This window comes from Microbacterium sp. ANT_H45B (genome assembly GCF_008369345.1).
GTDB lineage: Bacteria > Actinomycetota > Actinomycetes > Actinomycetales > Microbacteriaceae > Microbacterium.
The window spans coordinates 587150-610150 of the sequence record NZ_VOBK01000003.1 but is presented as its reverse complement, the minus strand read 5'-3'; the positions used below and the strand labels follow the sequence as shown (position 1 = coordinate 610150).

Below are 23001 nucleotides of genomic sequence, written 5' to 3'. Positions count from 1 at the left end.
CCCCGGCGAATCGGACCCACAGCATTCTGTGACTAGTATGCCCCGCTGGGCTGCACCATGACCTTGGCCGTGCGCCACATGATCTGGAGGTCGTTCATGACCGACCAGTTCTCGACATAGCGCAGGTCGAGGCGGACGCTCTCATCCCACGACAGGTCGCTGCGGCCGGAGACCTGCCACAGTCCGGTGATGCCCGGCTTGATGTACAGGCGGCGGAAGACGGTGCCGTCGTACGAGGTGACCTCCGAAGGCAGCGGAGGCCGCGGGCCGACGACGCTCATGTCTCCGATGAGGACGTTCCAGAACTGCGGCAGCTCGTCGAGCGACAGCTTGCGCAGGATCCGGCCGACGCGGGTCACGCGAGGGTCGTCCTTCATCTTGAACAGCAGCCCGGCGCCCTGGTTCTGCTCCTTCAGTGCAGTGAGCTGCTGCTCGGCGTCGGTCTTCATCGAGCGGAACTTCATGATCCTGAACGTCCGGCCGTCGCGCCCCACGCGCTCCTGCGAGAAGAACAGGGGACCCGGCGAGTCGAGCTTCACGAGCACGGCGAGCACCGGGGTGATCAGCGCGATCGGGATCAGCGCGACAGCGGCGACGATGATGTCGAGCGCACGCTTGAGCACGTGCACGCCACCCTCGTACGTCGGGATCTTCACCTGGATGAGCGGCAGTCCGTCGACCTGACGCAGCGAGACACGCGGTCCCGCGACGTCGGTCAGACGGCTGGAGAGTACGAGCTCCGCAGCGGTGCCCTCGAGCTGCCAGCTCAGGTGCTTGACGAATTCGGGGTCCCCCTCGGGGCGGCTCGCCACGATGATGGTGTCCGCCCCGAGTTCCACCGCCGCCCCAGCGACGGTGTTCAGGTTGCCCACGCTCGGGTAGGTGCTCTCCCCGAGCGTCAACGTGCCGGCTTCGCGATCGAACAGCGTCGTCCCCACGACGTTGTACCCGTTCTCTCCACCCTTCTGGAGAGAGTTGATCACGTACTCGACATCGTCCGTCGCGCCGACGACCAGGGTCCTCGACGCGTACTCGCCGCGCAGACGGCGGTGCTGCAGCCAGCGACGCCAGCTCCACCGTCCGAACAGCAGTCCCAGCGTGCCCACCGGGAGGGCGACGAAGAACAGCGGCTGCAGTCCTTCCCACTCCAGGAGGACGCCGAGGATCGCGATGACGCCGAAGGCCAGGCCTGCCGCGTGAGCGACACGACGGTATTCGGTCGCACCGGATCCGAGGATCGTGCCCGCCCGAGTGCCCAGTGCGGACAGCGTGACGAACCACGCCAGCGACAGCAGCAGACCGTTGCGCAGGGCCTCTTCCCCCACGACGCCGGTCAGCAGCTGCACGGCCGCGGTGGCTCCCATGGCGACCAGGATGACGCTCGCATCCGTGATGCGCAGTCGCAGCCGGTACCGGCGCTCCCACTGTCGACGTCGCTCCAGCGTGGCCGACACGCGTGGCGTGACGACGGTCTGCATGACCGACTTCGTCGCCCGCGGTGCCGCGACCGGTGTGAAGACCGAACCCGTGCGAGTGATGCTCAGCGCATCCTCGACGGAGGTCATGCTCGTGCCTCGCGCGTCACGAATGTACGCAGAATTCCCCAGTGCGCCATGTCATCCCCAGATTTTCCCCAGACCACGGACCCCACGTCCATGGCATCGTCCGCATACCCGACCCCTCGGGTCCTGCTGCACTCGTGATCCCACATCACGGGTTGCCCTCACCGTCCCACACGGTGGTTCTGGCAGCAGGAACTGCAGACATCGTTCACTGTAGCGGAACCTTCCGTTCAACGGAAGGTAATTCCGGCGTGTGGACGAACCAAGATTCCGATAGTCATTCCGAGGGGTCGCGCGACGCCGATATTCTGACCGCGTGACCACCACCTCGGAGCCGCGATTCCGGCTGCAGCGCATGCTGCCCCGTGACCCCGCGCAGCCGCATCGCACCGCCAGCACGCTCGAGCTGTTCTTCGATCTCGTCTTCGTCGTCGCTGTCAGCATCGCCTCGGCCGAGCTGCACCACGCCCTCAGCCACGGCGACTTCGTGCACGGCATCACCTCGTACGCCATGGTCTTCTTCGCGGTGTGGTGGGCGTGGATGAACTTCACCTGGTTCGCCACGTCGTTCGACACCGACGACTGGCTCTATCGGGTCACGACGATCGTGCAGATGGGAGGTGTGCTCGTCTTCGCCGCGGGGATCCCTCCGGCGTTCGAGCGCGGCGACTTCACCCTGCCCGTGATCGGCTACATCGTGATGCGCATCGCGATGGTCGTGCAGTGGCTGCGTGCCTCTCGCGGCGCGGGCGAGCTCCGCGCGGCGACGATACGTTACGCGGTCGGCATCGCGGCGGTGCAGGTGCTCTGGGTGCTCTTCCTCCTGATCCCGTCGGGAACGCTCCAACTGATCGCCTTCGTGGCGTTCGCTCTGATCGAGGTCAGCGTGCCCGTGTTCGCCGAATACCGCAGGCAGACGCCATGGCACCCGCATCACATCACCGAGCGCTACGGGCTGTTCACGCTGATCGTGCTCGGCGAGAGCCTGCTGGCCTCGGCGAACGCCATCATCGACGCCGGCCACGAGCTGGAATCTCTCGTGCCCCTCATCTCCATCTCCGCGCTGACGCTGGTGGTCACGGCGTCGCTGTGGTGGATCTACTTCTGGGCGCCGCATCACCGCGCGATCACCAGCTTCGGCAGCTCGCTCCGGTACGGATACACGCACTACGTCGTGTTCGGTGCTGCTGCGGCGTTCTCCGCAGGGATCGAGGTCGAGCTCGACGTCCTCACCGGCGAGAGTCACCTGTCGGGGATCGCGGCATCCTTCACCGTGACGATCCCGATCGCCGTGTTCCTGATCGGCATCTGGATCGTCGCCATCCGCGCCAACGCCGACCGCCTGGTCAACACCGTGGTCCCGCTCGGGGCGCTGGTCGTGCTCCTCGATCCGATCCTGCCGATCCCGGTGGCCATCACCGCGCTGGTGCTCGTCGCGATCGTCGCGGTGCTCGTGCTGCGTCCACCCGTCGACAAGAGTCCATAGCTTTCACATAGAAGACGCATGGTCTCCTGATCGCCTCCTCCGTGACCCTGGGTACATCGACATCGACATCGACATCGACATCGACATCGACATCCCGAACCTCTCGAGAGGAGCACGATCATGGGCCGCATCCCTGAACCCGTCCAGACCCCTGAGGGCCCCACCTATGAAGGGCGCCTGCTCGACCGGGCGGATGAGGAGGTCGTCGATCAGGGCGCCGCCTTCGACATCCGCACCCTCGTGACCCGTCGCGGTGTGCTCGGCCTCGCCGGTCTCGGCATCGGAGCATTCGTCCTGGCCGCGTGCGCCCCCGCAGCGACCGGCACGTCGAGCGTCAGCAGCAGCGACCCCACGGCGAGCACCGACGGAGACACGCCGACCGGCGCCGCGACCGCGGCGGGGGAGATCCCCGACGAGACCGCCGGCCCCTACCCCGGTGACGGGTCCAACGGCCCGGACGTGCTCGAGGAGTCGGGCATCGTGCGCCAGGACATCACGACCTCGATCGACGGCTCGGCCACGGCCGACGGCATCCCGCTCACCTTCGAGTTCCAAGTGCTCGACCTGGCGAACGGGGGAGTGCCGTTCGCGGGCGTGGCCGTCTACGCCTGGCATTGCACCGCCCAGGGGGAGTACTCGATGTACTCCTCCGGCCTGGAGGACGTCACCTACCTGCGCGGTGTGCAGGTCGCGGACGCCGAGGGGAAGGTCTCCTTCACGTCGATCTTCCCCGGGTGCTACTCGGGCCGGTGGCCGCACATCCACTTCGAGGTCTATCCGGATGTCGATTCGATCAACGACTCGACCTCCGCGATCGCCACGTCGCAGCTGGCGCTGCCGGAAGACGCCTGCAGTGCCGTGTATGCGGATTCCCGCTATGACGGCTCCTCGCGGAACCTGTCGCAGACGAGCCTCGCCGGAGACAACGTCTTCGGCGACGACTCCGCCGCCCTCCAGCTGCCTACCATCACGGGGGACGCGACCCGCGGCTACGCGACGACCCTCGTGGTCGGCGTCGACACCACGACCACTCCGACCGCAGGCTCCGCCCCCTCCGGCGGCGACGGCGGGCCCGGTGGCGGCGGAGGTCCAGGAGGCGGCGGCACGCCGCCGACCGGTTGATCGCACTGCTCGCACGGGGTCGCGATCCTCATCGCCCGGCTCCCGAGGACTGCGCCGTCGCGGCCGGATGTCGACTCTGCTATGCTTGACGAGCTTCGTGTGTTCTGGCCGCCCTCTCGGCCACCGCGCAGCCACTGATCAGGGCCATCACGGACCACGCGCATCGATGCGCTCGGCATCCGCCCACGATCTCACATCTTGCGGGTCGCGACATCGCGCGCCCGCCGCACAGCAATGAGTACCAGCATGACCATGACCACCTTTCCGCCCTCCGATCCCTTGACCTGGAAGCAGGCCGACACCGACGTGCACGTCGCGACCCGCGCCGGTGAATTCGCCGGCTTCGTCGAGTTCGACGGCACCGCGTACCTCGCTCGCGACAACCGGGGCATAGACCTCGGCTCGTTCGCGTCGCTCGGCGATGCGCGTGATGCTCTCGAAGGACAGATCCCCGTCGAAGCCCGCCCGTGGAGCTTCACCGTGTCGCTTCCCCGCGCCCTGCGGCGCCGTCCGCGACGCGCCCGCGCCTGAGTCTGGAACGGGTGAACCTGACCGGTTCCCCCCCGGGTTCTGTGAATATTCCGGGGATGCCGACGTATTCCCCAAGCCGCATGCGGTGCGGGCTAGCCTGAGGTAAGCGTTGGGCGATCTGCCTTGGGCTTTCACAGCCCAAGGGCTCCAATCGACAGGAGAGCAACATCTCCATTTCGCAGGTCGAAAAGACCGCAGGCCAGCTCGGACCCGTGCGTCAGACGTACTCCGGCAACGCAGAGTTCCCCCCGATGGCACAGGCCTACAAGCAGGTGTCGCAGGTCGTCAAGGAGACCGGACTGCTGCGACGCGCAGGCTGGTTCTACATCTTCGTCGGGACCGCCCTCGCCATCGCCCTCGGCGGCGTGGTGACGGGTTTCATCCTCCTCGGTGACAGCTGGCTCCAGCTCCTGATGGCCGGCGCGCTCGGCATCATCCTCACGCAGGTCGCCTTCCTCGCTCACGAGGCGGCGCACCGGCAGATCCTCTCCTCGGGCCCGGCGAACTTCCGTCTCGCCCGCATCCTCGCCGCCGGAGTCGTCGGCATCAGCTACTCCTGGTGGGACTCGAAGCACACCAAGCACCACGGCAACCCGAACCAGGTGGGCAAGGACCCCGACATCGAGGTCGACACGGTCTCGTTCCTCGAGACCGATGCCGCGAAGTCCCGTGGTCTGGTCCGTCTGATCACCCGCAAGCAGGGGTGGCTGTTCTTCCCGCTGCTCACGCTCGAGGGGCTCAACCTCCACTACCTGGGCGTGAAGCACCTGGTCACGAGCAAGAAGGCCAAGGGCCGCTGGATCGAGCTCGGCCTCATCGCGCTCCGCTTCGCGATCGTGCTCGTCCCCGTGTTCCTGATGCTCCCGCTCGGCATGGCGTTCGCCTTCATGGGCGTGCAGCTCGCCGTCTTCGGCGTGTACATGGGCGCGTCGTTCGCGCCGAACCACAAGGGCATGCCGATCATCGACCCGAGCGCCCGCCTCGACTTCTTCTCGAAGCAGGTGCGCACCTCCCGCAACATCCGCGGCGGATGGTGGGCGACCTGGCTCATGGGCGGCCTGAACTACCAGGTCGAGCACCACCTCTTCCCCAACATGCCGCGCCCGCACCTGTCGAAGGCTCGCGAGATCGTGCGTGACTACTGCGTCGCGAACGACGTGCCGTACACGGAGACGAGCCTCGGCCGGTCCTACGCGATCGTCATCCAGTATTTGAACCGCGTCGGCCTCGCCGCCGGTGCTGACCCGTTCGACTGCCCCGCAGTCGCGCAGTTCGGTCGAGCCTGATCACCACGGCCGCACTGCGGTCGGATCGAAAGGCCCCATCCTCCGGGATGGGGCCTTTCGCGTATGCGGCGTCTAGAGCAGGCCGAGTTCCAGGGCGAGGGTCACGGCGCGCGTGCGATCCGAGACCTCGAGCTTCTCGAAGACGTGGAGCAGATGCGTCTTGACGGTCGCCTCGCCGATGAACAGTTCGCGGGCGATCTCGGGGTTGCTCCGGCCGGCCGCGACGAGGCGCAGCACCTCGCGCTCACGGGGGCTCAGCGGTGGCCTGCTCGGACGATCGCTGCGCATGCGCGACACGAGAGTCGTGGCGATGCGGGGTGCGAGGACGGTGTGCCCCTCGGCGACCGCACGGATGCCGGCGAGGATCTCCTCGTGCGGTGCGGCTTTGAGCAGGTAGCCGCCGGCACCCGCCTCGATCGCGCCGATGATGTCGTCGTCGCTCTCGTAGGTGGTCAGCACGAGCACACGCACGGTCGGCTGCTCGGCCGCGAGGCGCGCGGTGGCCTCGATGCCGGATCCGCCCGGCATGCGCAGATCCATGAGCACGACGTCGGGATGCAGTCGCGCGGAGAGCTCCACGGCCTCCGGGCCGCTCGCCGCCTGTCCGACCACCTCGAGGGAGGGATCGAGGTCGATGAGTCCGACGATCCCGGAGCGCACGATGGGATGGTCGTCGGCGACGATGACACGGATCATGCGGTCTCCTCGTTCGGATGCAGGGGGATGCGGACGGCGAGGCGGGTGCCCGTGGCGCCACCGCTGTCGTCGCGGGTGTCCTGCACGGTGAGCGTGCCGCCGACGAGGGCGACCCGGTCGCGCATGCCGGCGAGCCCGAATCCTCGGTCGTCGTCGATGGTCACCCCGCCCAGACCGCGGCCGTCGTCGCCGACGGTGAGCTCGGCGTCGTCTCCGACGGTCAGACTCACGCGCGCGGAAGCCGCCCCGGAGTGCTTGCGCACGTTGGCGAGGCCCTCCTGGGCGCAACGGAGCAGAACGACCTGGATCTCCCGCGCCAGCACGGCATCCGATACCGCGACGTCGACCCGCACCCCGGTCTCGCGAGTGAAGCGGTCGCCCAGACGCTGGAGGGCATCTCCCAGAGAATCGGCGGACGGGGCGGGGGAGGCCACCGCGACGAGCGTCCTCGCCTCCAGCAGCGCCTCGCGCGCCGCGCCCTCGATCAGCTCGAGCGCCGCGGGCGAGCCGTCGACACGGGCGCGCTCCGCGAGCATCACGATGCTCGTCAGGCTCTGCGCGATCGTGTCGTGCACATCGCGGGCGAGGCGCGCACGCTCCTCGAGCGCCCCGGCCTCCCGGCTGGCGGTCTCGAGACCCGCCTGTGCGGCGGTGAGCTCGGTCAGCAGGGTCTGCCGCTGCACGCCCCACTGCGCGATGCGGGTGATCCACAGGCCCAGCGCCAGGCTGAACGCGGCGGAGAGTGCGGTGGTCACGACGCCGGCGCTCACGGCATCCGCAGAGAAGTCGCCGGCGTACGCATAGGCGAGTGCGAGGACGATGCCGTTGCCGATGGTGACGAGCACGGCCTGCATGGTCGAGCGCGACGTCATCCAGATGAGCGGCAGCACGAGCGTCTGCAGCAGGAGCATGCTCGGCTCGATCGCGGTACCCGCGGCCAGCACGGCGACCAGCCCGATCTGCAGGAGCGCGGAGGCCAGAGGGGAGGGATCGTCGACCCCCTCGTGGATGCCGACGTAGGGTCGAGCGCCGAGCGCGTAGAGCAGGTAGACCGCGAGGGCGACGCCGATCAGCATCCAGCGGGATCCCGCGAAGCTCTCGCCGTCGGCGAAGATGAGCGCGACGACCGCGATGAGCAGCGCGGTGGCCGCGAGATCCCATCCGAGGCGCTCGCGGCGGATGGTGAGGCTCATGTCCTCCACTCTCCCACCCCTGCGAACGCGCGGATCCCCGGCGCCGTCGCGCGCGTCATCCGTTTCGTCGGATCCAGCGGAACGTCGCGCGGCTCAGGAACACCCCGACGACGAGCCACAGCGCGAGCGCGATCGCCACGAGCCCGAGCTCCCAGCTCCCGTTCGGCTCCGCCGCTCCGAAGGACTCCGGCAGGATCGCCGCGCGCATGCCCTGCGCGATCCATTTGAGCGGGAACACCGACGCCACGTTCTGCAGCCACTCCGGCAGCGTGGTGAAGGCGATGTACACGCCCGAGATGAACTGCAGGAGCAGCACGACCGGGATGACGACGGCCGATGCCGTCTTGCCGGATCGGGGGACGGACGAGAGGGCGATCCCGAGGAGCGCGCACGCGAGCAGGCCGAGCACGAAGACCCATGCGAAGCGCCCCCACGACTCGGCATCGGCGGGCAGCTGCACCCCGTAGAGCACCACCGCGACGGTCAGGAGCAGCGCGATCTGCAGGATCGCGGTCACGAAGACCTCGCCGATCTTGCCGATGAAGTACGTGGCGGGGGAGATCGGTGTGCTGCCGAGGCGCTTGAGCGTGCCATCGCTCTTCTCGACCGCGATCTCGATCGACAGCCCCTGCACGCCGGAGAGGAAGATACCGCCGGCGACCAGCCCGGGCAGGTAGTAGGTGGCCATGCTCACGTTGTCGGCGCCCTGGCCCACATCACCGGTGAAGATGGTGGCGAAGATCAGGTACATCACCGTGGGGAAGAGGAAGGTGAAGAACACCTGGTCGCCGGCGCGGAAGTACTGGCGCAGCTCGAAGCCGATGCGCCGGACGCCGAGCCGCACCGTGCGGGCGGCGGTGAATCCCGTGGGTGCGGTCACGGCGGTCACGGCGGTCATGCGGGCTCCTCTGCGGTGGCGGATGCGGACGTGACGGAAAGAGATGCGGATGCGGCATCGTGCCGGCGGATGAGATCGAGGTAGATGTCCTCGAGCGTCGGTCGGACGATCTCGAGCGCATCCGGCTCGCCGTGCGTGCGCTGAAGTTCGGCGACCAGAGCCCCGGGGGACGATGTGCGCTCTTCGCGGCGTGTGCCGGTCGAGTCGATCCAGCGGACCATCGGGGTGCGGGCGTCCTCGCCGCCGATCTCGTCGATGGCTCCGATCGCGGCGATGCGACCGCCCACGATGACGGCGGCGCGGTCGCCGAGCTGCGCCGCCTCGTCGAGATAGTGGGTGGTGAGCAGGATGCTGGTGCCCTCGGCCTTGAGCGTTCGGATGAGCCCCCAGAACTGCCGTCGCGCCTCGGGGTCGAATCCCGTCGTCGGCTCGTCGAGGAACAGCAGCTCGGGGTGCCCGATGATCCCCAGCGCCACGTCGAGACGTCGCTGCTGCCCGCCCGAGAGTCTGCTCGCGCGCGTGCGCTGCTTCTGCTCGAGCCCGACGGCCGCGATCACCTCGTCGACCTCGCGCGGAGCGGGGTAGTAGCCCGCGAACTCGGTGAGCAGCTCACGGACGGTGAAGGACCCCGCCTCGCCGGTGGACTGCAGGACGATGCCGAGGCGCGCCTTCCAGTCCAGCCCTCCCCGTTGCGGATCCACGCCGAGCACCCGCACGTCGCCGGAGGAGCGGTGCCGGTATCCCTCGAGGATCTCGATGGTCGTCGACTTGCCCGCGCCGTTGGGGCCGAGCAGCGCGAACGTCTCACCGCGGCTGATGTCGAAGCTGATGCCGTCGACGGCGGCATGGCCGCCGTACTCCTTGCGGAGGTCGCGGACCTCGATCACGCTGTCTGTCATGACTCCAGCGTGGCCGTCGGCGCCGCCGAGCGGTAGCCGTGGAGCGGCGGAGCCCGGCATCCACCGATCGGGGGATGCCGGGATCACGACGCGGGGCGCACGCGGATCATCCGCGTGCGCCCCGAAGGTGTCGGTGGAGCGGGCTCAGCGAGCCGTGTCGTCGGCCTCGACGACCTCGATCGTGATCTTCCCGTCGATGGTCTCGGCCTCGTCGTCGAGGTACTCGTCGTCGAGAGCCTCGTCCCCGCGGAACTCCGAGACGGGTGCGTCGTCGGCCTCGACATCGCCGTCGTCGATCAGCTCCGCATCGAGGGCGTCGTCGTCGGCCGCCAGAACCTCGCCGGCGCCGCTCGTCGCGGCTGTCGAGGACGCCGCGGTCTTGCCGGCCTCGTCGCTGAAGATGCCGTCGGGGCGGATCAGCTCGCGCACCTCGGCCATGAAGCTGGCGAGCTGCTGCTGCTGCCAGCGCAGCTGGCGGGCGTGGTCCTCGGCGTCGCGCAGCACCGACGAGGTGTGGCTCGTGACGGAGTCGACGATCTTCTGCGACTTCACCCTGGCGCGGTCGAGCGTGTCGCGTGCCCGCACCTGTGCGTCGGCTTCGATCGTCTGCGCCTGTGCGCGCATCAGACGCTCGTAGTCGTCGGCCTTGCCGGAGATGCGCTGCGCGTGCTCCAGCGATGCCGCGACCTGCTCGTTGGCGTCGGTGGTGATGCGCTCGGCGTGGGCGACGGCCTGGTTGTGCAGCACCAGGAACTCCTGCTGCGCGTCGTCCTGGCGGCGGGTGAGCGTCTCCTCGAACTCCAGCACGCGGGCGTTCATCTCCCGCACCTCGCGCTCGGCATCCGCGCGCAGCTGCGTGGTCTCGCGGGTGACGAGCGAGCGCAGCGCCGCAGCGCCCTTCTCCGCCTCGGTGCGGATCGCGGTGGCCTCCTGCGTCGCCTGGTGCACCTTCTCGGCCGCGTGCGCCGCCTCGCGCTCGATCGTCGCCTCGTGGGCGGTGTACTCGGTGTCGATCTTCAGGCGCACCTGATCCGCGTCGTGCTGCGCCTGCGCGATGATGCGCTCGACGTCGGCGTCGGCATCCGCGCGCTGAGTGGTCACCTCTTCGCGGGCTGCGGCCATGAGGCGATCCGCCTGCACGGCCGCGTTCTGGATGAGCACGTTGGCCTGCTCCTCCGCGACCCGCAGAATGGCTTCGAACTGCTCGCGCGAGGGGGCCTCCTGGCCGTCGGCACGCGGGGTGTCGACGAGCTCGTTGGTCAGCGTCGCGACCTGCTGCTCGGTCTCGGCGGCCTTGGCCTTCGCGGTGAGGAGCTCGGCCTCCAGATCCTCACGCGCGATCCGCTCCTGCTCGCGGAGCGACTCGACGTCGTCTTCGTGACGCGCCTCGGCGGCGGCGAGATCGGCCTTCGCCTGCTGCAGCTGGTTGCGCAGGGTGCTGAGAGCGGAGTCGACCTCGGCCTTGTCGTAGCCGCGGAACGATGCGGTGAACCCGGACTGCTCGCGGGGGTTCTCCTCGATCAGCTTGTCGAAGAAGTCGGGAGTCCGGTTGTTGTCGGGGGATTCACTCATTGATCAGCCTTTCCGGCGCAGGTCACAGGCACGGGATCTGTGATGAGAAGAGGTGCCGTCGCAGTCCGACTGCAGCACGGCGCAGAGCGCCGTCGGCAGTACCACAGCCTAGTTGCGACGGCTGTGAGATGCACAGGGCATCGAGTCCGGCGACTCACTCGCTTTCGTCGGACCGGACCCATGATCCGTCGTCTCCCCGCCGGTGGGGCAGTGGCGGTCCGGGATGCGCGTCGATGCCCCTGGCCTCCGCCGCCGATGCCGCACGGGTGCGCAGGTCGGCCCAGGCCTCCGCGGTGTTGGGCCGGCCCAGGTGCTCCCGGAACCCTTCGACCTGCATCCTCGTCCCCTCGGCATCGGCGTGGAGCCGGATGACCGCATCATCCGGCTCCACGAAGCGGATGCCGTAGCGGCCGCCGTCGAGCATCGCGAAGCGTCGCGGCTGCTGCACGACGAGGCCGTCGATGATCTCCCGCACCGTGGGCTCCGGTGCCTGCAGGACGACGGTCGTGGCGAGCTCGTCGAGGATCGGCGCGAGCTGCGCATCGGCGAGTCTGCGCTCGGCTCTCCGTCCGGCCGCGCCCGCGGAGCCCCGCACCCATCGCGGCAGCAGCGCCGCGAGCACGAGCAGTGCGACGATCACGGCGAAGAAGATGAGCGGGTTGTCCACGGGACAACCCTAGAGCGCCCGCCGATCGACCCTTGGAGGAATTTAGCTACAGTGCTATGTTCGCATCATGAGGATCATCCGCGATGTCCGCGCACAGCTTCGTCGTCGACTCCTGATCAGCTATCGCGTCGACCCGGCGGTGGCCGCAGCGCTGCTCCCGGACGGATTCCGTCCGCAGCTCGTCGACGGTTCCGCGGTCGCCGGGGTCTGCGTCCTGGGTCTCGAGGACATCCGTCCCCGCTGGGTCCGGCGTCGGATCGGCCTCCGGTCTGAGAACGCCGCCCATCGGATCGCCGTCGAGTGGGACGGGCCCGACGGAGTCGAGAGCGGGGTGTTCATCTTCGAGCGCCACAGCTCGGCGTGGCATCCCGTGCTGTTCGGCGGACGCCTGTTCCCCGGGGTGCATCGCAGGGCGCGATTCCGGATCGCGGAATCGCAGGATCGCTTCGCCCTCACGATGGCGGCGGGCGTGCACAGCCTCGACGCCGACGTCGAGGTGGGAGGGGAGTGGTCGAGCACGCTCTTCCCGTCGATCGAGGTCGCGTCCGCGTTCTATCGCTCCGGACGGGTGGGCTGGTCCCTGGCGAGAGACGGGCAGAGCGTCGAACCGGTCGCGCTCGCCGCCGACCGGTGGAGGGTCGAGGCGGCGCGACTGCACCGCCTCCGGTCGTCGTTCTTCGACGCCTTGCCCGAGGGGGCTGCCGTGTTCGACAGCGTCGTGGTGATGCGCGACCTCCCTCTGCTGCTGTCGGACACCCGTATCGCGCGCACCGACGAGGTCGGCGCAGGAGTCAGCCCAGCAGGAGCATGATGCCGATCAGCACCGGCAGGCAGCCCACCGTGGTGAGGAAGACGGTGTCGCGGGAGATCGTCTCGCCGATGTCGTACCGCTGCGAGTAGTTGAAGACGTTCTGCGCGGTCGGCAGCGCTGCGAGGATCACCACGATCAGCACCTCGGCCGAGGAGAGCCCGAAGACGAATTCCGCCACGACCCAGGCGATCAGCGGCATCGCGAGCAGCTTCAGCGCGGTCGCGAGGATGATGTCCCGTCGATGGCCCGGGGCGCCGAGCACGCGCTGACCGTGCAGCGAGATGCCGTAGCTGATGAGCAGGACGGGTACGGCGGCATCGGCGATCAGCTGCGCGGGCTGCATCACGATCGGCGGGACGGTGATGTCGAGCACCGAGACGAGCGTGCCGAGGATCGAGCCGATGATGATCGGGTTCGTCGCCGTGCGCACGAGGGTCTTGCGCAGCGAGACCCGGTCGCTCGTCACCGCATCGAGGATCGTCAGCGAGATCGGGGTGAACACCAGCAGCTGCATGAGCACGACCGGCGCGGGGTACGCGGCGCTGCCCAGCAGGTAGAGCGAGAGGGGGATGCCGATGTTGTTCGAGTTCACCTGGCCCGCAGACAGAGCGCCGATCAGCGTCTCGCCGACGGGACGCTTCCACCACAGCCGTGCGACCAGCGTGTAGATCGCGATGATCGTGACCGCGGCGATGGCGGACACCGGCAGCAGCGAGGAGAACAGCATCTTCGCGTCCGCGTGCGCGAGCACTGTGAAGAGCAGGAACGGCGACAGCACGAAGAAGATGAGCCGGCCCAGCACGTGCCGGGCGTGCGGGCCCAGGAGGTCGATGCGGCCGAGCACCCAGCCCAGCGCGATCGCGACCCCCACGACGGCGAATCCGGTGAGCGTCTCGATCATTCTCCGAGCGTAACCGTGGTGCGATCCGGTTGCCGCCACGACCGCTTCTCCCGCGCATAGCAGTCAGTGTCACCCCGCGTCAACGGACGGACGAAAATGAGTGTCCGCGAGCCGTCCGTCTTACGCTGGTACCACGACGAGCCGGCTCTGCCGCTCTGCGTCGGTCGAACCAGACGGTGCCCTCGATTTCTCTCGGTCTCGAGCGCCCATCGGGGGTGGGTGCGCATGCGGACCTTCTCATCGACTGCTCCGGTCCTCCCCGTTCGGGCGCGGGAGGACCGGAACCAATCTCTTCCGCGGCGACGATCTTCCGCAGCGGCGATCTTCCGCAGCGATCGGCTACTTGAGTCGGAGCATCTGCTGCACGGCGCGCACGCCGGCGTTCGCGCTGCGGGCCCGCATCGCCGATTCGAGCTCCTCGAGCGACTCCTTCGTGTTCACCCTGGGCTCGCCGAGGTAGAGGTCGCGGAAGACCAGGTACCAGAAATCGCTCAGCATCAGTCGATAGAGGTCATTGAGCGCGCGGTCGGTGAGGAACTCGAACAGCTCGACGTGCGTCTCGATCCAGCCCTTTCCGGACTCGACGGACTCGATCGCGTCGTGGATCAGCTCGCAGGCGATGACGAGGTCCTGCTCGGAGAGTGCCAGCGCGGCTTCGCGGATGATCTCGCCACCCTGCGATGCGGCGAACTCGCGCGTGATGCGCGAGCGCTCGTCGGTGATGTCGGTGACCATCGAATAGCGATTCGCGTGCACCTCCATGAGTCCCGCGCGCGCGAGGCGCTGGACGGCCTCGCGAACAGGGGTGCGCGTCACGCCGAGGTCCTCGGCGATCGCCTTGTCGCTCAGCTTCGCGCCCGGTGCATACGTGCCGTCGGCGATCGAGGTGGCGAGCCGACGGAAGAGCTCCTCGGCGCCGAGGTTGTGTTGCGCCCCAGGCACAACAGGTGATTCTGGTCCCATAGTGCAATTGTACGCGTCGAAGTCCTGGAAATCGCTGACGATTACCAAGGTTTCTGCACCACTCATCCCGCGCCGGCGGTGCGCTCCTCATCAGAGTTCGGGGTCCAGCCGAACCAGCCGTCGTCCGTGGGAATCACGCTCCAGTCGCCGCAGAGGAAGACCGTCTTCGCCTTGTAGGGGTCGGGCGCATCGTCCAGAACCCACGAGGGGGCGGAAGAGCGCTCGACCTCTGTGCACTCGTCGGACAGCGATGACGAGCTGGTGAGCAGGATGACGGCGTCCGGCGCCTTCTCGATGGTGGACGTGCGTTCGGTGATCGCGGTGGCATCGGCGGGCACCCAGCTCGCATCGAGTTCGGCGCCGTCGCGGAACGCCTCGACGTCGTCGAACGTCGACGTGGACTGCTTGTGGACGATGCTGTCGACGGCGGAGCATCCGGTCAGGGACAGCAGGCCCACGGCGATCAGAGCGGGGACGAAGAGGGTGGTCCGTGTGTTCATCTCCTCAGCATCGCCACCCGGCGACGGTCCGGCATCGGGCGGCGGAGGTATCGGCATCCGTCTGCAGGATGATCCGAGCCGGAGCGTTCGGGCGCAGGTACGCTGGGGGTATGAGCGATCCTGACCGGGCCACCTCTCGTCCCCTGTGGGCGAGCGTGGCCGACGGCTTCTACGTCGGCAGTCAGGACGGATCGTTCCTCGGATACGTCGACCGGCAGGACGATGGGGCATGGCGGGCGTTCGACGCGGCGTCGCGCGCGGTCGGCGACTTCTCCGACCACCACCGGGCCATGGCCGCGGTGACGGAGATCGGCGCGGTCTCGGTTCCCGCCGGCGAGGTCGAGACCCCGGGAGCGATCCGCTGATGGCCCCGCACAGTTCGCTCGTCTCGCTCGTCTACAGCAGCACCGCGACCCGCCCCTTCGACGACGACGAGCTGGCTGCCCTCCTCGCCGTGAGCCGCGTGAGGAACGCCGAGCGGAACATCACCGGGATGCTGCTCTACCGAGAGCGCGAGTTCATCCAGATCCTCGAAGGCGCGCGCGCCGACGTCGAGGCGCTCATGGCCGACATCGCAGGGGACCCGCGCCACAGTGACGTCCGCGTGCTCCTCGAAGAGCCGCTGCACGAGCGACGCTTCGATCAGTGGACCATGGGGTACCGACCGCTGGTCGCTGCCGAGCCGGAGATGCTCGCCGGCTACCGAGACTCCTTCGACGACCTCCGCATCGGCGACCACGACATGATCGGCCGGGCGCTGATGGAGCTCACCATGTGGTTCCGCGTCCGCGAGGCGGCGCCCGGGCGGTCGTCGGTGCGGACGCCGTAGGTCCGCTCCGACGTGCTGCACTCAGCCGCAGGACTCGTACGGCGGCTTCTCGAGGGTCGTCGCCGTGACTGCCCAGATGATGTCGCTGCCTGCCGTGTAAGTCAGGAATACGGAACCGGTGCCGGTTTCCGACTCGATCGCGAGGTACCGGCGATCGCCGACGCTCTCGATCTCCACCGCGTCGGGATATGCGGCCAGCGCCTCGTCCATCCGGGAACCGACACCGATTCCCTCGGCCGTCACCGGGCCGACGGCTGGCCCGCCTTCGAGCTCGGCGGGGGAGGCGGACACCTGCACGAGGTCGACCGCGGCGGGGTCCTTTTCGGGGATCTCGGGGCGCTGGAGGGTCAGCGTGTACCCGTCGGCCTCGGCGGAGGCCAACCATGGGCACGCTTCTGCCGGGGTCGCTCCCGCCATCGCCACCGCTTCGTCGTAGGAGGTTCCCAGTTCGACGTCTCCGATGCCCGACGGAGTGGCGCCCGCGGTCGGGGCGGAGGCGCTGGGTGATGCGCTCGGCGTGGGATCGGCGGGCGCCGTCACCGTCTGCGTGACCGTCGGGGCCGGCGAGACGGGGGCGGCGCACCCGGCCAGAAGTGCAGCTGTGGCGGCCATCCCGAACAGCGGCGTGAGGATGCGTGCACTGCGAGCCCGAGGTCGTATCGTGTCGATATCCATCCCTCGACGCTATCGGCGGGGCCGAGCGTCGTGCATCGATTCCCACGGGACTCCCAGACCGAGCCGATAGCAGATCTGCGGCGTCCCGCAAGGCGTTGTGGTCCGGGATCGAGGGTTCATAGTGTGGAGCGATGGATACTCGCCATCGCACTCGCGCCGTCGCCATCGTGCCCGCCGGGCTGGTCGCGCTCGCCTGCGTCATCACCGGCTGCACCTCGGGCGACGCTCCCGAGCCGATGGCGTCGGAATCGACATCCGCGCCGTCGCCGTCCGCGACGTCAGTGCCTCCCGCGGAGGCATTCGCCTACCCCGACAAGACCGATCCCGCTCAGGTCGGCATCGCCCTCAAGTACGAGGAGGGCAGCGATCCGTCGGGCGAGATCATCGCCGGGCCCGCTGTGCTCGTCGCGGATCGACAGTTCACCGTCGAGGGGCAGTGCGAGGGCGACCGCGTCGAGTTCGAAGTGGTGACCGCCGACGCCGAGAAGCGGGTGCTCGCCGAGGGAGGCTTCGCCTGTGATGACCCGCCGGCCGGCGAGTTCTCATACCGGTTGCCGTACGCCGGAGTGGTGCAGGTGAACCTCATGTCGGCCGATGACGTCGACCGGGCCTGGGTGCGCGTCGTGCAGCGCTGAGCCGCGATTCCCGGAGAGAAGAACTGCCGGAGAAAAGCGGAAACCCGGCCGGCGGCTTGACGGTGCTTGCTTCAACCGATGGCAACCGCTCTCCAACGGGATCCACGGCATGGCCGTCCGACAGATTTTACGGCTGGCGCTACACCGATCCTGTCCCGTCTGCATCCGATCTTCTTTGCGGGTTTGCGACGCGGATTCAGATCGCACCGTCACCACCACGGAAAACCCGAGAAAGCACCTCGATGCGCAGAATACCTCCCTTCCACTACAAAGTGCAGTATCGTTCCCATAGACGGGGCTGAGAACTATTCTGCACATGGAGGTCTGAGGATGCCGCAACTGCCCACCGGAGCTGCCTTCCCCGCGTTCGTCCGCGGCGCACGCCTGCGCGCGAACATGACGCAAGACGAGCTCGCCCAGAGCGTCCGTAAGAGCAGGCGCTGGGTGCACGACCTGGAGTCTGGCAAGGTGGACCCCTCGCTCGGGGCCGCGATAGATGTCGCCGCGGTCCTGGGATTCACCGTGTCGCTGGATCCCAGTAAGCGCTCGGACGTTCTCGACGAGATGTTCGAGCACCTCTGATGGCCGACGCTCTCGACCTGTGGCTCGACGGACGGTTCGCCGGCAAGCTCATGCGGGGTGAGACGGATCAGGTCGAGTTCCTCTACGACGAGGACTATCTCGACCTCCGAAGCCCCACCCCGCTGTCCGCGACCATGCCTACGACCCAGATCGGGCATGGTCCCGATGTGGTGATGCCCTGGCTGTCGAACCTGCTTCCGGATGCCGACGAAGTTCGCAGCCGGTGGGCAGCGAAGTTCGGGGAACACCGTACGGATCCGTTCACGCTCCTCGCGCACATGGGTGAGGATGCCCCAGGCTCCGTCCAAGTCGTGCCCGAGGAAGTGGTGCCGTCCGACGCCGGAGAGCTGTCTCCAATGTCCGAACGCGACATCGCACGGCGCGTGCGTGCCATCCTCGATGACCCTGACCAGTGGGTCGACGACACGGACGACGATGAGAGCCGGTTCTCGCTCGGCGGACAGCAGGGCAAGTTCGCGCTCGCACAGATCAACGGCGAGTGGTTCGAGCCGAACGGCCGTGCGCCCAGCACGCACATCGTGAAGCCGGGCATGGTGCTGAAGTCCGGGCATACGGACGATCATGTCCAGGCCGTGGAGTTCGTCACGATGCGCGCAGCGCGCGCCGTCGGCGTTCGTGCGGCGCAGGTGGACATTCTCGACTTCGCCGGCGTTTCCGCTTTCGTCACCACGCGCTTCGACCGCCGCACGACGAGAGGGGGAGATGTCGTGCGGATCCACCAGGAGGACTTCTGCCAGGCGCTCGGCATTCGCCCTGCGCTCAAGTACGAGGAAGATGGCGGCCCGACGATGGCTGACATGGCGAGCCTGGTCAATGACACCTCATCGCCGGCGTACCGGATCGAGGACCAGATCATCCTTAAGAAGCTGTTCGTCTACAACCTGCTCACCGCAGGCGTCGACGCACACGCCAAGAACCACAGCATGCTGCACCTGAGCGGGATCACGCGGCTCGCCCCTGCCTACGACCTCATCTCCGCACACGGGCTCTGGAGCGAGGATCGCGTGATGTTAAAGGCGAAGGCCGCGGTGAAATACGGCAAGGAGCGTTCATACAGGCAGATCCACGGGCGAAACCTCGCGCGGACGGCCGACGTGCTCGGTACGCCCCGGAGCGCCTTCGCGATCGTCGTAGAGGACATGGCCAACGAGCTTCCCGGCGCGTTCGACGCGGCCATCGCCGAAGTTCCCGAGAGCATGGTGACCGATCAGCTGCGCACCATACCTGATCGCATCGATCGGTTCGCCGCCGAGTTCGTCAAGCGATGGGATGGCGACGACCTCGGCATCGATGCTCTTCCCCGGTTCCAGGGCAGCTCGTCTGTCGCCCGTCCCGACACGGGACGGATCTGGGAGCCCGGTCACTGGCGCGGCGGCAGATGGGTCACGGGCAGGTATCGAACCCGATCCGCCCGCTGATAGCGTTCTTCGCGACCCCCGCCGCCTTCGAGGTCGCGGGGGTCTTCTTCCTGGTCGTGCTCGTCCTCCTAAACGAGAGGATTCAGAACTGATGTGAGAGCCTGTCGGGCCCGGGTGCTCGTCGAGGCCGTCGATACGATCGGCGCGGGGGACACCTTCATGGCCTCGTCGATCCGATCGGTCCTCGAACACGGAAGCCGAGGGCTGGGACAACGGGTGCTCGAGCGCGTCGGACACGATGCTGTGTGCGCTGCGGCGATCACCGTCTCGCGCGCCGGAGTCGATCTGCCATGGGAGTCGGAGCTTCGTCAGACGAACCAGTGATCAGTTCTCGGGGTGCAGGCCAGCGCTCCACCCGGTGGACCGGATCCACCCGGCGAAGTCGAGGGCGGCGGGCTCGAACGCACGCACCACCGAGAGGTCCGACGGGTGTTCTGCCATCTTCGCGAACTGTCGGAACATCGCCCGGTCGAGCTCGCTGGGAAGCATGCTCACCGGGACGGCCTCGTACCGTGCCGGCAGCCCGGCGTGCGCGCCGAACGCCGCGGCCATCTGAGGTCCCGTCAGCTCGTCGCCGACAAGCTCGACGGCTCCGCCGGGAGCCTCCGCGGCCCCCAGTAGGAGCGCGGCGGCCACCCGGCCGATGTCTCTGAGCGAGATCATCTTCACGGCGACGTCCTCCGGCAACGGCAGCCGCAGCACGATCTCTCCGTTCTCCAGGCTCGGCGACATCACTTCCATGAACGGGGTCGGTCGCATCATCGTGACTCTGAGGCCGGACTCGGTCAGGTGCTGCTCGATCGCGCGCTTCGAGTCGTGGTGCGGCACACCCGACTCCTGGTCCGCGCCGAAGACAGAGTTGAACACCACGTGCGGCACGCGAGCCGCGGCCGCCGCGTCGACGAGCGCGGTTCCGATCCGGATCTCGGCCTCCACCTCTTCGAGGGTGTTGGCCTCCGGGGTCATGAAGGAGAACGCCTCGACCTCCGTCAGTGCGCCGACCAACGACCCGGAGTCATCGGTCCGGATGACCGCCAACTCGATGCCACGGGCGGCCAGCGCGCGAGCGCGGTCGGACCGCGGATCGCGGACGAGCGCCCGCACGGGAGCCCCCTTGTCCAGCAGAGCGTCGACCACCGCCCCACCCTGGTGCCCGGTCGCGCCGAATACTGCGATCTTGCCGGTCGTCCGTGTGCTCATCGCTGCCACCCTTCACTAGTTCATGGCATGAATCAAACTAGTTCATGCCATGAACTAGGTCAAGGTGAAGGCTTGCGAACTCTACTGTGCGACGGTCGGATTCGAGGTCGATGGTGACAGGGGGGAGGTGTCCGCTATGGCGGTGGCCACTCGCGCGAAGTCGCGCTGGTCGTCGGCGTCCAGGTCTTTCGCGATCTCGGGGAGGCGCCGGGAGATCTCGGCGAACACGGCCTCGGCGAGAAGCTTCCCCGCAGGCGTCGTGCTGAGCATCACGACCCGTCCGTCCTGCTCTGAGCTCGCCCTGGTGACCAACTCGAGCCGCGAGGTGCGATCGACCAGCTGGCTCAGAGCGTTCTTGGTCATGCCCAACGACGCGGCGAGGTCGGCCATCTGCCGCGGCGCGTTCCTGACCGCGCAGATCAGAGTGGCCTGCGAGGGGGTCAGATCGAACTCGGCGCAGACCTGCGCGTACTTCCGTTGGATCACGACCGAGAGCCAGAAGAGCTTGTCGCCGTAATCCACGTTGGCCTCCCCGTTCATCGACGAACGATCAGCCTACTGGTCACGGCAGGCGGATCGCGGCGCACTCGAATCGCCCCGCGCAGATCGGCGAGCGGCCGGAGGTCAGCTCGTCGGGATCGCCTTCTCGTCGTGTTCGCCGCAGAACTCGCGCCACCTCGCCGCTCAGCGTCGAACACTCGAACACGGGCAACGCCCTATCCGCTTGACTGCCGGAGCTGGGTGGGCGGCCGAGTGCCGGGGTGGCGTGACCGATACCTACGAGAGGGTGAAGCGGCGAGCGCATGCGAGCTACGAATTCCTCCGCGAGGCGTGTGGCGGAGACGTCGGCTGTTGTGGCCTTTCGGCCCGCCGATGCCTATTGCTCACCCGCGAAGGCCTTCTCGGAGCGGTCGCTGTGCGCTCATTTCGGCTGGCTGGGAAGCCGATGACTCAGGTCGTTTCGGCTAGGTCGAGCTCCAGGGCGAGTTCCATGCACCGCCAGCGTGCGGGGGAGAAGTCGTAGGGCATCATTCGGACGGCCTCGGCGAGGGTCGTCGACCCGCGCGACGCACCGGTATCGGCGGCAGCGGGGTGCGCCTCGTCCCAGGTGTCGAGCCGGGCGTGGTCGGCCTGGGCCAGGCCGGCGCTCTCGATGACCGTGCGGAGGGCGGTCTCGAAGGCGTGTCGGTCGGCGGCCACCTCCGCGACGCGGGGGTCGTCGATCGCGACCGAGTCGTCGAGAGCTTCTTCGGCGGCGTTGATGCGGTCAGAGTCTTCTCGCAGGTCTGGGTGAGTGGCCAGGGCGATGAAACGCGATGCCTGAACGGACGCGACGGGGGCGCCGAAGATCCGCTCGGTCACGAGCAGGGTGTCCAGGTCGTCCTGCCGCAGGGCGTCCTCGGGTAGGTCTGCGAGGCGGTCGCTCACGACATCGGAGAGCACGCCCAATCGGCTGCCCTGCGCACGCATTCGCTGCACGGCGGTCCGCTGCTGCTCGATCTCGGCCTGCCGGGCGACGAGGGACTCCTCCAGCCGGTCCAGGATGCGCGCGACGTCGACGGCGCTGTCGTTGTCGCTGTGGGTAGCGTCGGGTGCGAACGTGAAAGCGTCGCGGATGTCATCGAGGGCGATGCCGGCGTCGGCCATGCGTCGTATCCACAGCAGTCGGGTCATCTCGTCGTAGCCGTAGCGGCGGCGGTCATCGCTCCCGCGCTCGGGCTCCGGAAGCAGACCGATCTGGTGGTAATGACGGATCGCCCGCGGAGTGGTGCCGACAAAGGTCGCGGCATCCCCGATCGCGACTCGGCGAGGGGGGATGAATGACGAGAACATGTGTGGAGCCTTTCCTCGGTGGACGGGATGCATCCACTGCACCACATGACGCTACGGAAGGTGCAACTCCGCGCTCAGCGCCTCGGGCCGATCCTCCCCGCCGCAAAAGAACGTTCCGTTGCGGTCAGCCGCTGCATGCTCGGTATCGACGACATCCGGTCGCCGTCGCTCCCTCGAGATCGTCGCACTGATCGATCGAGTACGCTCTGTACCAATCGGTAAAGAGCCGGTGGTGACATCGAGGAGCGACTCATGGACGCCCGTCCGCCCCTTCCCCCCTTCACGGCAGAGACCGCAGCACACAAAGCGAGAGCGGCCGAGGATGCCTGGAACACCCGAGATCCCGAGCGAGTCTCTCTGGCCTACACCGTCGATAGCGCCTGGCGGAACCGTGACCAGTTCGTGAGCGGACGCGCCGAGATTGTGACGCTGCTCACCGAGAAGTGGAGCCGGGAGCTGGACTACCGGCTCATCAAAGAAGTCTGGGCATACGAGGGCAACCGGATCGCTGTCCGCTTCATCTACGAGTCTCACAATGCAGCTGGGCAGTGGTTCCGCTCGTTCGGAAATGAGAACTGGGAGTTCGACGAGCACGGTCTGATGCGTCGCCGGCTTGCGGCGATCAACGACGTTCCGATCAACGAGACCGACCGGCTCCTCCATTGGCCCCTCGGCCCGCGACCGGCCGACCACCCGGGACTGACTGAGTTGGGCATATAGC

Annotated in this window: 26 protein-coding genes; 12 read left to right on the top strand and 14 right to left on the bottom strand. The window is 67.9% G+C overall.

Annotation, left to right across the window (positions count from 1 at the left end; all coding sequences use genetic code 11):
* Nucleotides 1-32: 32 nt before the first annotated feature.
* Nucleotides 33-1565, bottom strand: coding sequence for a sugar transferase (locus tag FQ142_RS15050; RefSeq protein WP_149423940.1), 1533 nt, complete (start codon nt 1563-1565; stop codon nt 33-35).
* Nucleotides 1566-1917: 352 nt separating this feature from the next.
* Here FQ142_RS15050 and FQ142_RS15045 point away from each other — a divergent pair, with 352 nt between their 5' ends.
* The 4 genes from FQ142_RS15045 (at nt 1918) to FQ142_RS15030 (ending at nt 5987) form a co-directional block, all read left to right on the top strand.
* On the top strand, nt 1918-3048 hold the full coding sequence (locus FQ142_RS15045; protein WP_149424160.1) for a low temperature requirement protein A: 1131 nt from the start codon (nt 1918-1920) through the stop codon (nt 3046-3048).
* Between the two features lie 120 nt (nt 3049-3168).
* Nucleotides 3169-4170, top strand: coding sequence for an intradiol ring-cleavage dioxygenase (locus FQ142_RS15040; RefSeq protein WP_149423939.1), 1002 nt, complete (start codon nt 3169-3171; stop codon nt 4168-4170).
* A 246-nt stretch (nt 4171-4416) separates the two neighbouring features.
* The gene (locus FQ142_RS15035; protein WP_149423938.1) at nt 4417-4701 is read left to right on the top strand and encodes a hypothetical protein; all 285 of its coding nucleotides are present in this window, start codon (nt 4417-4419) and stop codon (nt 4699-4701) included.
* A 167-nt stretch (nt 4702-4868) separates the two neighbouring features.
* Nucleotides 4869-5987 (top strand): fatty acid desaturase family protein, encoded by a 1119-nt coding sequence (locus FQ142_RS15030; RefSeq protein WP_316502323.1) that lies wholly within the window; start codon nt 4869-4871, stop codon nt 5985-5987.
* 72 nt (nt 5988-6059) lie between these two features.
* Here FQ142_RS15030 and FQ142_RS15025 read toward each other — a convergent pair whose 3' ends face one another.
* The 6 genes from FQ142_RS15025 to FQ142_RS15000 all read right to left on the bottom strand — a co-directional run bounded on the left by FQ142_RS15025 (nt 6060) and on the right by FQ142_RS15000 (nt 11912).
* Nucleotides 6060-6683, bottom strand: coding sequence for a response regulator (locus FQ142_RS15025; protein ID WP_056413200.1), 624 nt, complete (start codon nt 6681-6683; stop codon nt 6060-6062).
* Nucleotides 6680-7876: a sensor histidine kinase gene (locus FQ142_RS15020; protein WP_149423936.1), complete on the bottom strand. Its 1197-nt coding sequence runs from the start codon at nt 7874-7876 to the stop codon at nt 6680-6682. Before FQ142_RS15020 ends, FQ142_RS15025 begins: the two co-directional genes overlap by 4 nt.
* A 55-nt stretch (nt 7877-7931) precedes the next feature.
* A complete protein-coding gene (locus FQ142_RS15015) occupies nt 7932-8774 on the bottom strand; it encodes an ABC transporter permease (protein ID WP_149423935.1) in 843 nt (280 codons plus the stop codon).
* Entirely contained in the window at nt 8771-9673 is a 903-nt protein-coding gene (locus tag FQ142_RS15010) for an ABC transporter ATP-binding protein (protein WP_149423934.1), read from the bottom strand. Before FQ142_RS15010 ends, FQ142_RS15015 begins: the two co-directional genes overlap by 4 nt.
* A 144-nt stretch (nt 9674-9817) precedes the next feature.
* Entirely contained in the window at nt 9818-11245 is a 1428-nt protein-coding gene (locus FQ142_RS15005) for a cell division initiation protein (protein WP_149423933.1), read from the bottom strand.
* A 154-nt stretch (nt 11246-11399) separates the two neighbouring features.
* Nucleotides 11400-11912: a hypothetical protein gene (locus tag FQ142_RS15000; protein WP_149423932.1), complete on the bottom strand. Its 513-nt coding sequence runs from the start codon at nt 11910-11912 to the stop codon at nt 11400-11402.
* A gap of 67 nt (nt 11913-11979) precedes the next feature.
* On the opposite strand from FQ142_RS15000, the gene FQ142_RS14995 reads away from it, so the two are divergent.
* The gene (locus tag FQ142_RS14995) at nt 11980-12723 is read left to right on the top strand and encodes a DUF2071 domain-containing protein (protein WP_149423931.1); all 744 of its coding nucleotides are present in this window, start codon (nt 11980-11982) and stop codon (nt 12721-12723) included.
* On the opposite strand, the gene FQ142_RS14990 is transcribed toward FQ142_RS14995, so the two are convergent.
* The 3 genes from FQ142_RS14990 to FQ142_RS14980 all read right to left on the bottom strand — a co-directional run bounded on the left by FQ142_RS14990 (nt 12704) and on the right by FQ142_RS14980 (nt 15087).
* A complete protein-coding gene (locus FQ142_RS14990) occupies nt 12704-13624 on the bottom strand; it encodes an AEC family transporter (protein WP_149423930.1) in 921 nt (306 codons plus the stop codon). The two genes, FQ142_RS14995 and FQ142_RS14990, sit on opposite strands and share 20 nt — an antisense overlap.
* Nucleotides 13625-13963: 339 nt before the next feature.
* On the bottom strand, nt 13964-14566 hold the full coding sequence (locus FQ142_RS14985; RefSeq protein WP_188042424.1) for a GntR family transcriptional regulator: 603 nt from the start codon (nt 14564-14566) through the stop codon (nt 13964-13966).
* An 83-nt stretch (nt 14567-14649) separates the two neighbouring features.
* Nucleotides 14650-15087: a hypothetical protein gene (locus tag FQ142_RS14980; protein WP_149423928.1), complete on the bottom strand. Its 438-nt coding sequence runs from the start codon at nt 15085-15087 to the stop codon at nt 14650-14652.
* 110 nt (nt 15088-15197) lie between these two features.
* Here FQ142_RS14980 and FQ142_RS14975 point away from each other — a divergent pair, with 110 nt between their 5' ends.
* Both FQ142_RS14975 and FQ142_RS14970 read left to right on the top strand, forming a co-directional pair.
* Nucleotides 15198-15452: a hypothetical protein gene (locus FQ142_RS14975; RefSeq protein ID WP_149423927.1), complete on the top strand. Its 255-nt coding sequence runs from the start codon at nt 15198-15200 to the stop codon at nt 15450-15452.
* Complete coding sequence (locus FQ142_RS14970; RefSeq protein ID WP_149423926.1) at nt 15452-15916, top strand: BLUF domain-containing protein; 465 nt, start codon at nt 15452-15454, stop codon at nt 15914-15916. Before FQ142_RS14975 ends, FQ142_RS14970 begins: the two co-directional genes overlap by 1 nt.
* Before the next feature lie 21 nt (nt 15917-15937).
* On the opposite strand, the gene FQ142_RS14965 is transcribed toward FQ142_RS14970, so the two are convergent.
* Nucleotides 15938-16591 carry a hypothetical protein gene (locus tag FQ142_RS14965; RefSeq protein ID WP_149423925.1) on the bottom strand — a complete coding sequence of 218 codons (654 nt, stop codon included), beginning with the start codon at nt 16589-16591 and terminating at the stop codon, nt 15938-15940.
* 131 nt (nt 16592-16722) lie between these two features.
* Between FQ142_RS14965 and FQ142_RS14960 the strand changes: the two genes are divergently transcribed.
* The 4 genes from FQ142_RS14960 to FQ142_RS14945 all read left to right on the top strand — a co-directional run bounded on the left by FQ142_RS14960 (nt 16723) and on the right by FQ142_RS14945 (nt 19571).
* Nucleotides 16723-17226 carry a hypothetical protein gene (locus FQ142_RS14960; protein ID WP_149423924.1) on the top strand — a complete coding sequence of 168 codons (504 nt, stop codon included), beginning with the start codon at nt 16723-16725 and terminating at the stop codon, nt 17224-17226.
* Nucleotides 17227-17556: 330 nt separating this feature from the next.
* Nucleotides 17557-17808 carry a helix-turn-helix transcriptional regulator gene (locus FQ142_RS14955; RefSeq protein WP_149423923.1) on the top strand — a complete coding sequence of 84 codons (252 nt, stop codon included), beginning with the start codon at nt 17557-17559 and terminating at the stop codon, nt 17806-17808.
* Entirely contained in the window at nt 17808-19247 is a 1440-nt protein-coding gene (locus tag FQ142_RS14950; RefSeq protein WP_149423922.1) for a HipA domain-containing protein, read from the top strand. Before FQ142_RS14955 ends, FQ142_RS14950 begins: the two co-directional genes overlap by 1 nt.
* Before the next feature lie 93 nt (nt 19248-19340).
* Nucleotides 19341-19571, top strand: coding sequence for a PfkB family carbohydrate kinase (locus tag FQ142_RS14945; protein ID WP_316502321.1), 231 nt, complete (start codon nt 19341-19343; stop codon nt 19569-19571).
* On the opposite strand, the gene FQ142_RS14940 is transcribed toward FQ142_RS14945, so the two are convergent.
* The 3 genes from FQ142_RS14940 to FQ142_RS14930 all read right to left on the bottom strand — a co-directional run bounded on the left by FQ142_RS14940 (nt 19572) and on the right by FQ142_RS14930 (nt 22280).
* Complete coding sequence (locus FQ142_RS14940) at nt 19572-20447, bottom strand: NmrA/HSCARG family protein (RefSeq protein WP_149423921.1); 876 nt, start codon at nt 20445-20447, stop codon at nt 19572-19574. It abuts the gene before it with no gap.
* Between the two features lie 81 nt (nt 20448-20528).
* Nucleotides 20529-20987, bottom strand: a complete 459-nt coding sequence (locus FQ142_RS14935) for a MarR family winged helix-turn-helix transcriptional regulator (RefSeq protein ID WP_223145298.1) — start codon at nt 20985-20987, stop codon at nt 20529-20531.
* 411 nt (nt 20988-21398) lie between these two features.
* Complete coding sequence (locus tag FQ142_RS14930) at nt 21399-22280, bottom strand: MerR family DNA-binding transcriptional regulator (protein ID WP_149423920.1); 882 nt, start codon at nt 22278-22280, stop codon at nt 21399-21401.
* Between the two features lie 252 nt (nt 22281-22532).
* On the opposite strand from FQ142_RS14930, the gene FQ142_RS14925 reads away from it, so the two are divergent.
* A complete protein-coding gene (locus FQ142_RS14925; RefSeq protein ID WP_149423919.1) occupies nt 22533-23000 on the top strand; it encodes a DUF1348 family protein in 468 nt (155 codons plus the stop codon).
* Nucleotide 23001 lies beyond the last annotated feature (1 nt).

Excerpts from the sequence above, each read along its gene's own strand:
- FQ142_RS15050 (WP_149423940.1), bottom strand. The coding sequence starts at position 1,565 with ATGACCTCCGTCGAGGATGCGCTGAGCATCACTCGCACGGGTTCGGTC.
- FQ142_RS15045 (WP_149424160.1), top strand. The coding sequence starts at position 1,918 with ATGCTGCCCCGTGACCCCGCGCAGCCGCATCGCACCGCCAGCACGCTC.
- FQ142_RS15040 (WP_149423939.1), top strand. The coding sequence starts at position 3,169 with ATGGGCCGCATCCCTGAACCCGTCCAGACCCCTGAGGGCCCCACCTAT.
- FQ142_RS15035 (WP_149423938.1), top strand. The coding sequence starts at position 4,417 with ATGACCATGACCACCTTTCCGCCCTCCGATCCCTTGACCTGGAAGCAG.
- FQ142_RS15025 (WP_056413200.1), bottom strand. The coding sequence starts at position 6,683 with ATGATCCGTGTCATCGTCGCCGACGACCATCCCATCGTGCGCTCCGGG.
- FQ142_RS15020 (WP_149423936.1), bottom strand. The coding sequence starts at position 7,876 with ATGAGCCTCACCATCCGCCGCGAGCGCCTCGGATGGGATCTCGCGGCC.
- FQ142_RS15015 (WP_149423935.1), bottom strand. The coding sequence starts at position 8,774 with ATGACCGCCGTGACCGCCGTGACCGCACCCACGGGATTCACCGCCGCC.
- FQ142_RS15010 (WP_149423934.1), bottom strand. The coding sequence starts at position 9,673 with ATGACAGACAGCGTGATCGAGGTCCGCGACCTCCGCAAGGAGTACGGC.
- FQ142_RS15005 (WP_149423933.1), bottom strand. The coding sequence starts at position 11,245 with ATGAGTGAATCCCCCGACAACAACCGGACTCCCGACTTCTTCGACAAG.
- FQ142_RS14995 (WP_149423931.1), top strand. The coding sequence starts at position 11,980 with ATGAGGATCATCCGCGATGTCCGCGCACAGCTTCGTCGTCGACTCCTG.
- FQ142_RS14990 (WP_149423930.1), bottom strand. The coding sequence starts at position 13,624 with ATGATCGAGACGCTCACCGGATTCGCCGTCGTGGGGGTCGCGATCGCG.
- FQ142_RS14980 (WP_149423928.1), bottom strand. The coding sequence starts at position 15,087 with ATGAACACACGGACCACCCTCTTCGTCCCCGCTCTGATCGCCGTGGGC.
- FQ142_RS14975 (WP_149423927.1), top strand. The coding sequence starts at position 15,198 with ATGAGCGATCCTGACCGGGCCACCTCTCGTCCCCTGTGGGCGAGCGTG.
- FQ142_RS14970 (WP_149423926.1), top strand. The coding sequence starts at position 15,452 with ATGGCCCCGCACAGTTCGCTCGTCTCGCTCGTCTACAGCAGCACCGCG.
- FQ142_RS14965 (WP_149423925.1), bottom strand. The coding sequence starts at position 16,591 with ATGGATATCGACACGATACGACCTCGGGCTCGCAGTGCACGCATCCTC.
- FQ142_RS14960 (WP_149423924.1), top strand. The coding sequence starts at position 16,723 with ATGGATACTCGCCATCGCACTCGCGCCGTCGCCATCGTGCCCGCCGGG.
- FQ142_RS14955 (WP_149423923.1), top strand. The coding sequence starts at position 17,557 with ATGCCGCAACTGCCCACCGGAGCTGCCTTCCCCGCGTTCGTCCGCGGC.
- FQ142_RS14950 (WP_149423922.1), top strand. The coding sequence starts at position 17,808 with ATGGCCGACGCTCTCGACCTGTGGCTCGACGGACGGTTCGCCGGCAAG.
- FQ142_RS14940 (WP_149423921.1), bottom strand. The coding sequence starts at position 20,447 with ATGAGCACACGGACGACCGGCAAGATCGCAGTATTCGGCGCGACCGGG.
- FQ142_RS14935 (WP_223145298.1), bottom strand. The coding sequence starts at position 20,987 with ATGAACGGGGAGGCCAACGTGGATTACGGCGACAAGCTCTTCTGGCTC.
- FQ142_RS14930 (WP_149423920.1), bottom strand. The coding sequence starts at position 22,280 with ATGTTCTCGTCATTCATCCCCCCTCGCCGAGTCGCGATCGGGGATGCC.
- FQ142_RS14925 (WP_149423919.1), top strand. The coding sequence starts at position 22,533 with ATGGACGCCCGTCCGCCCCTTCCCCCCTTCACGGCAGAGACCGCAGCA.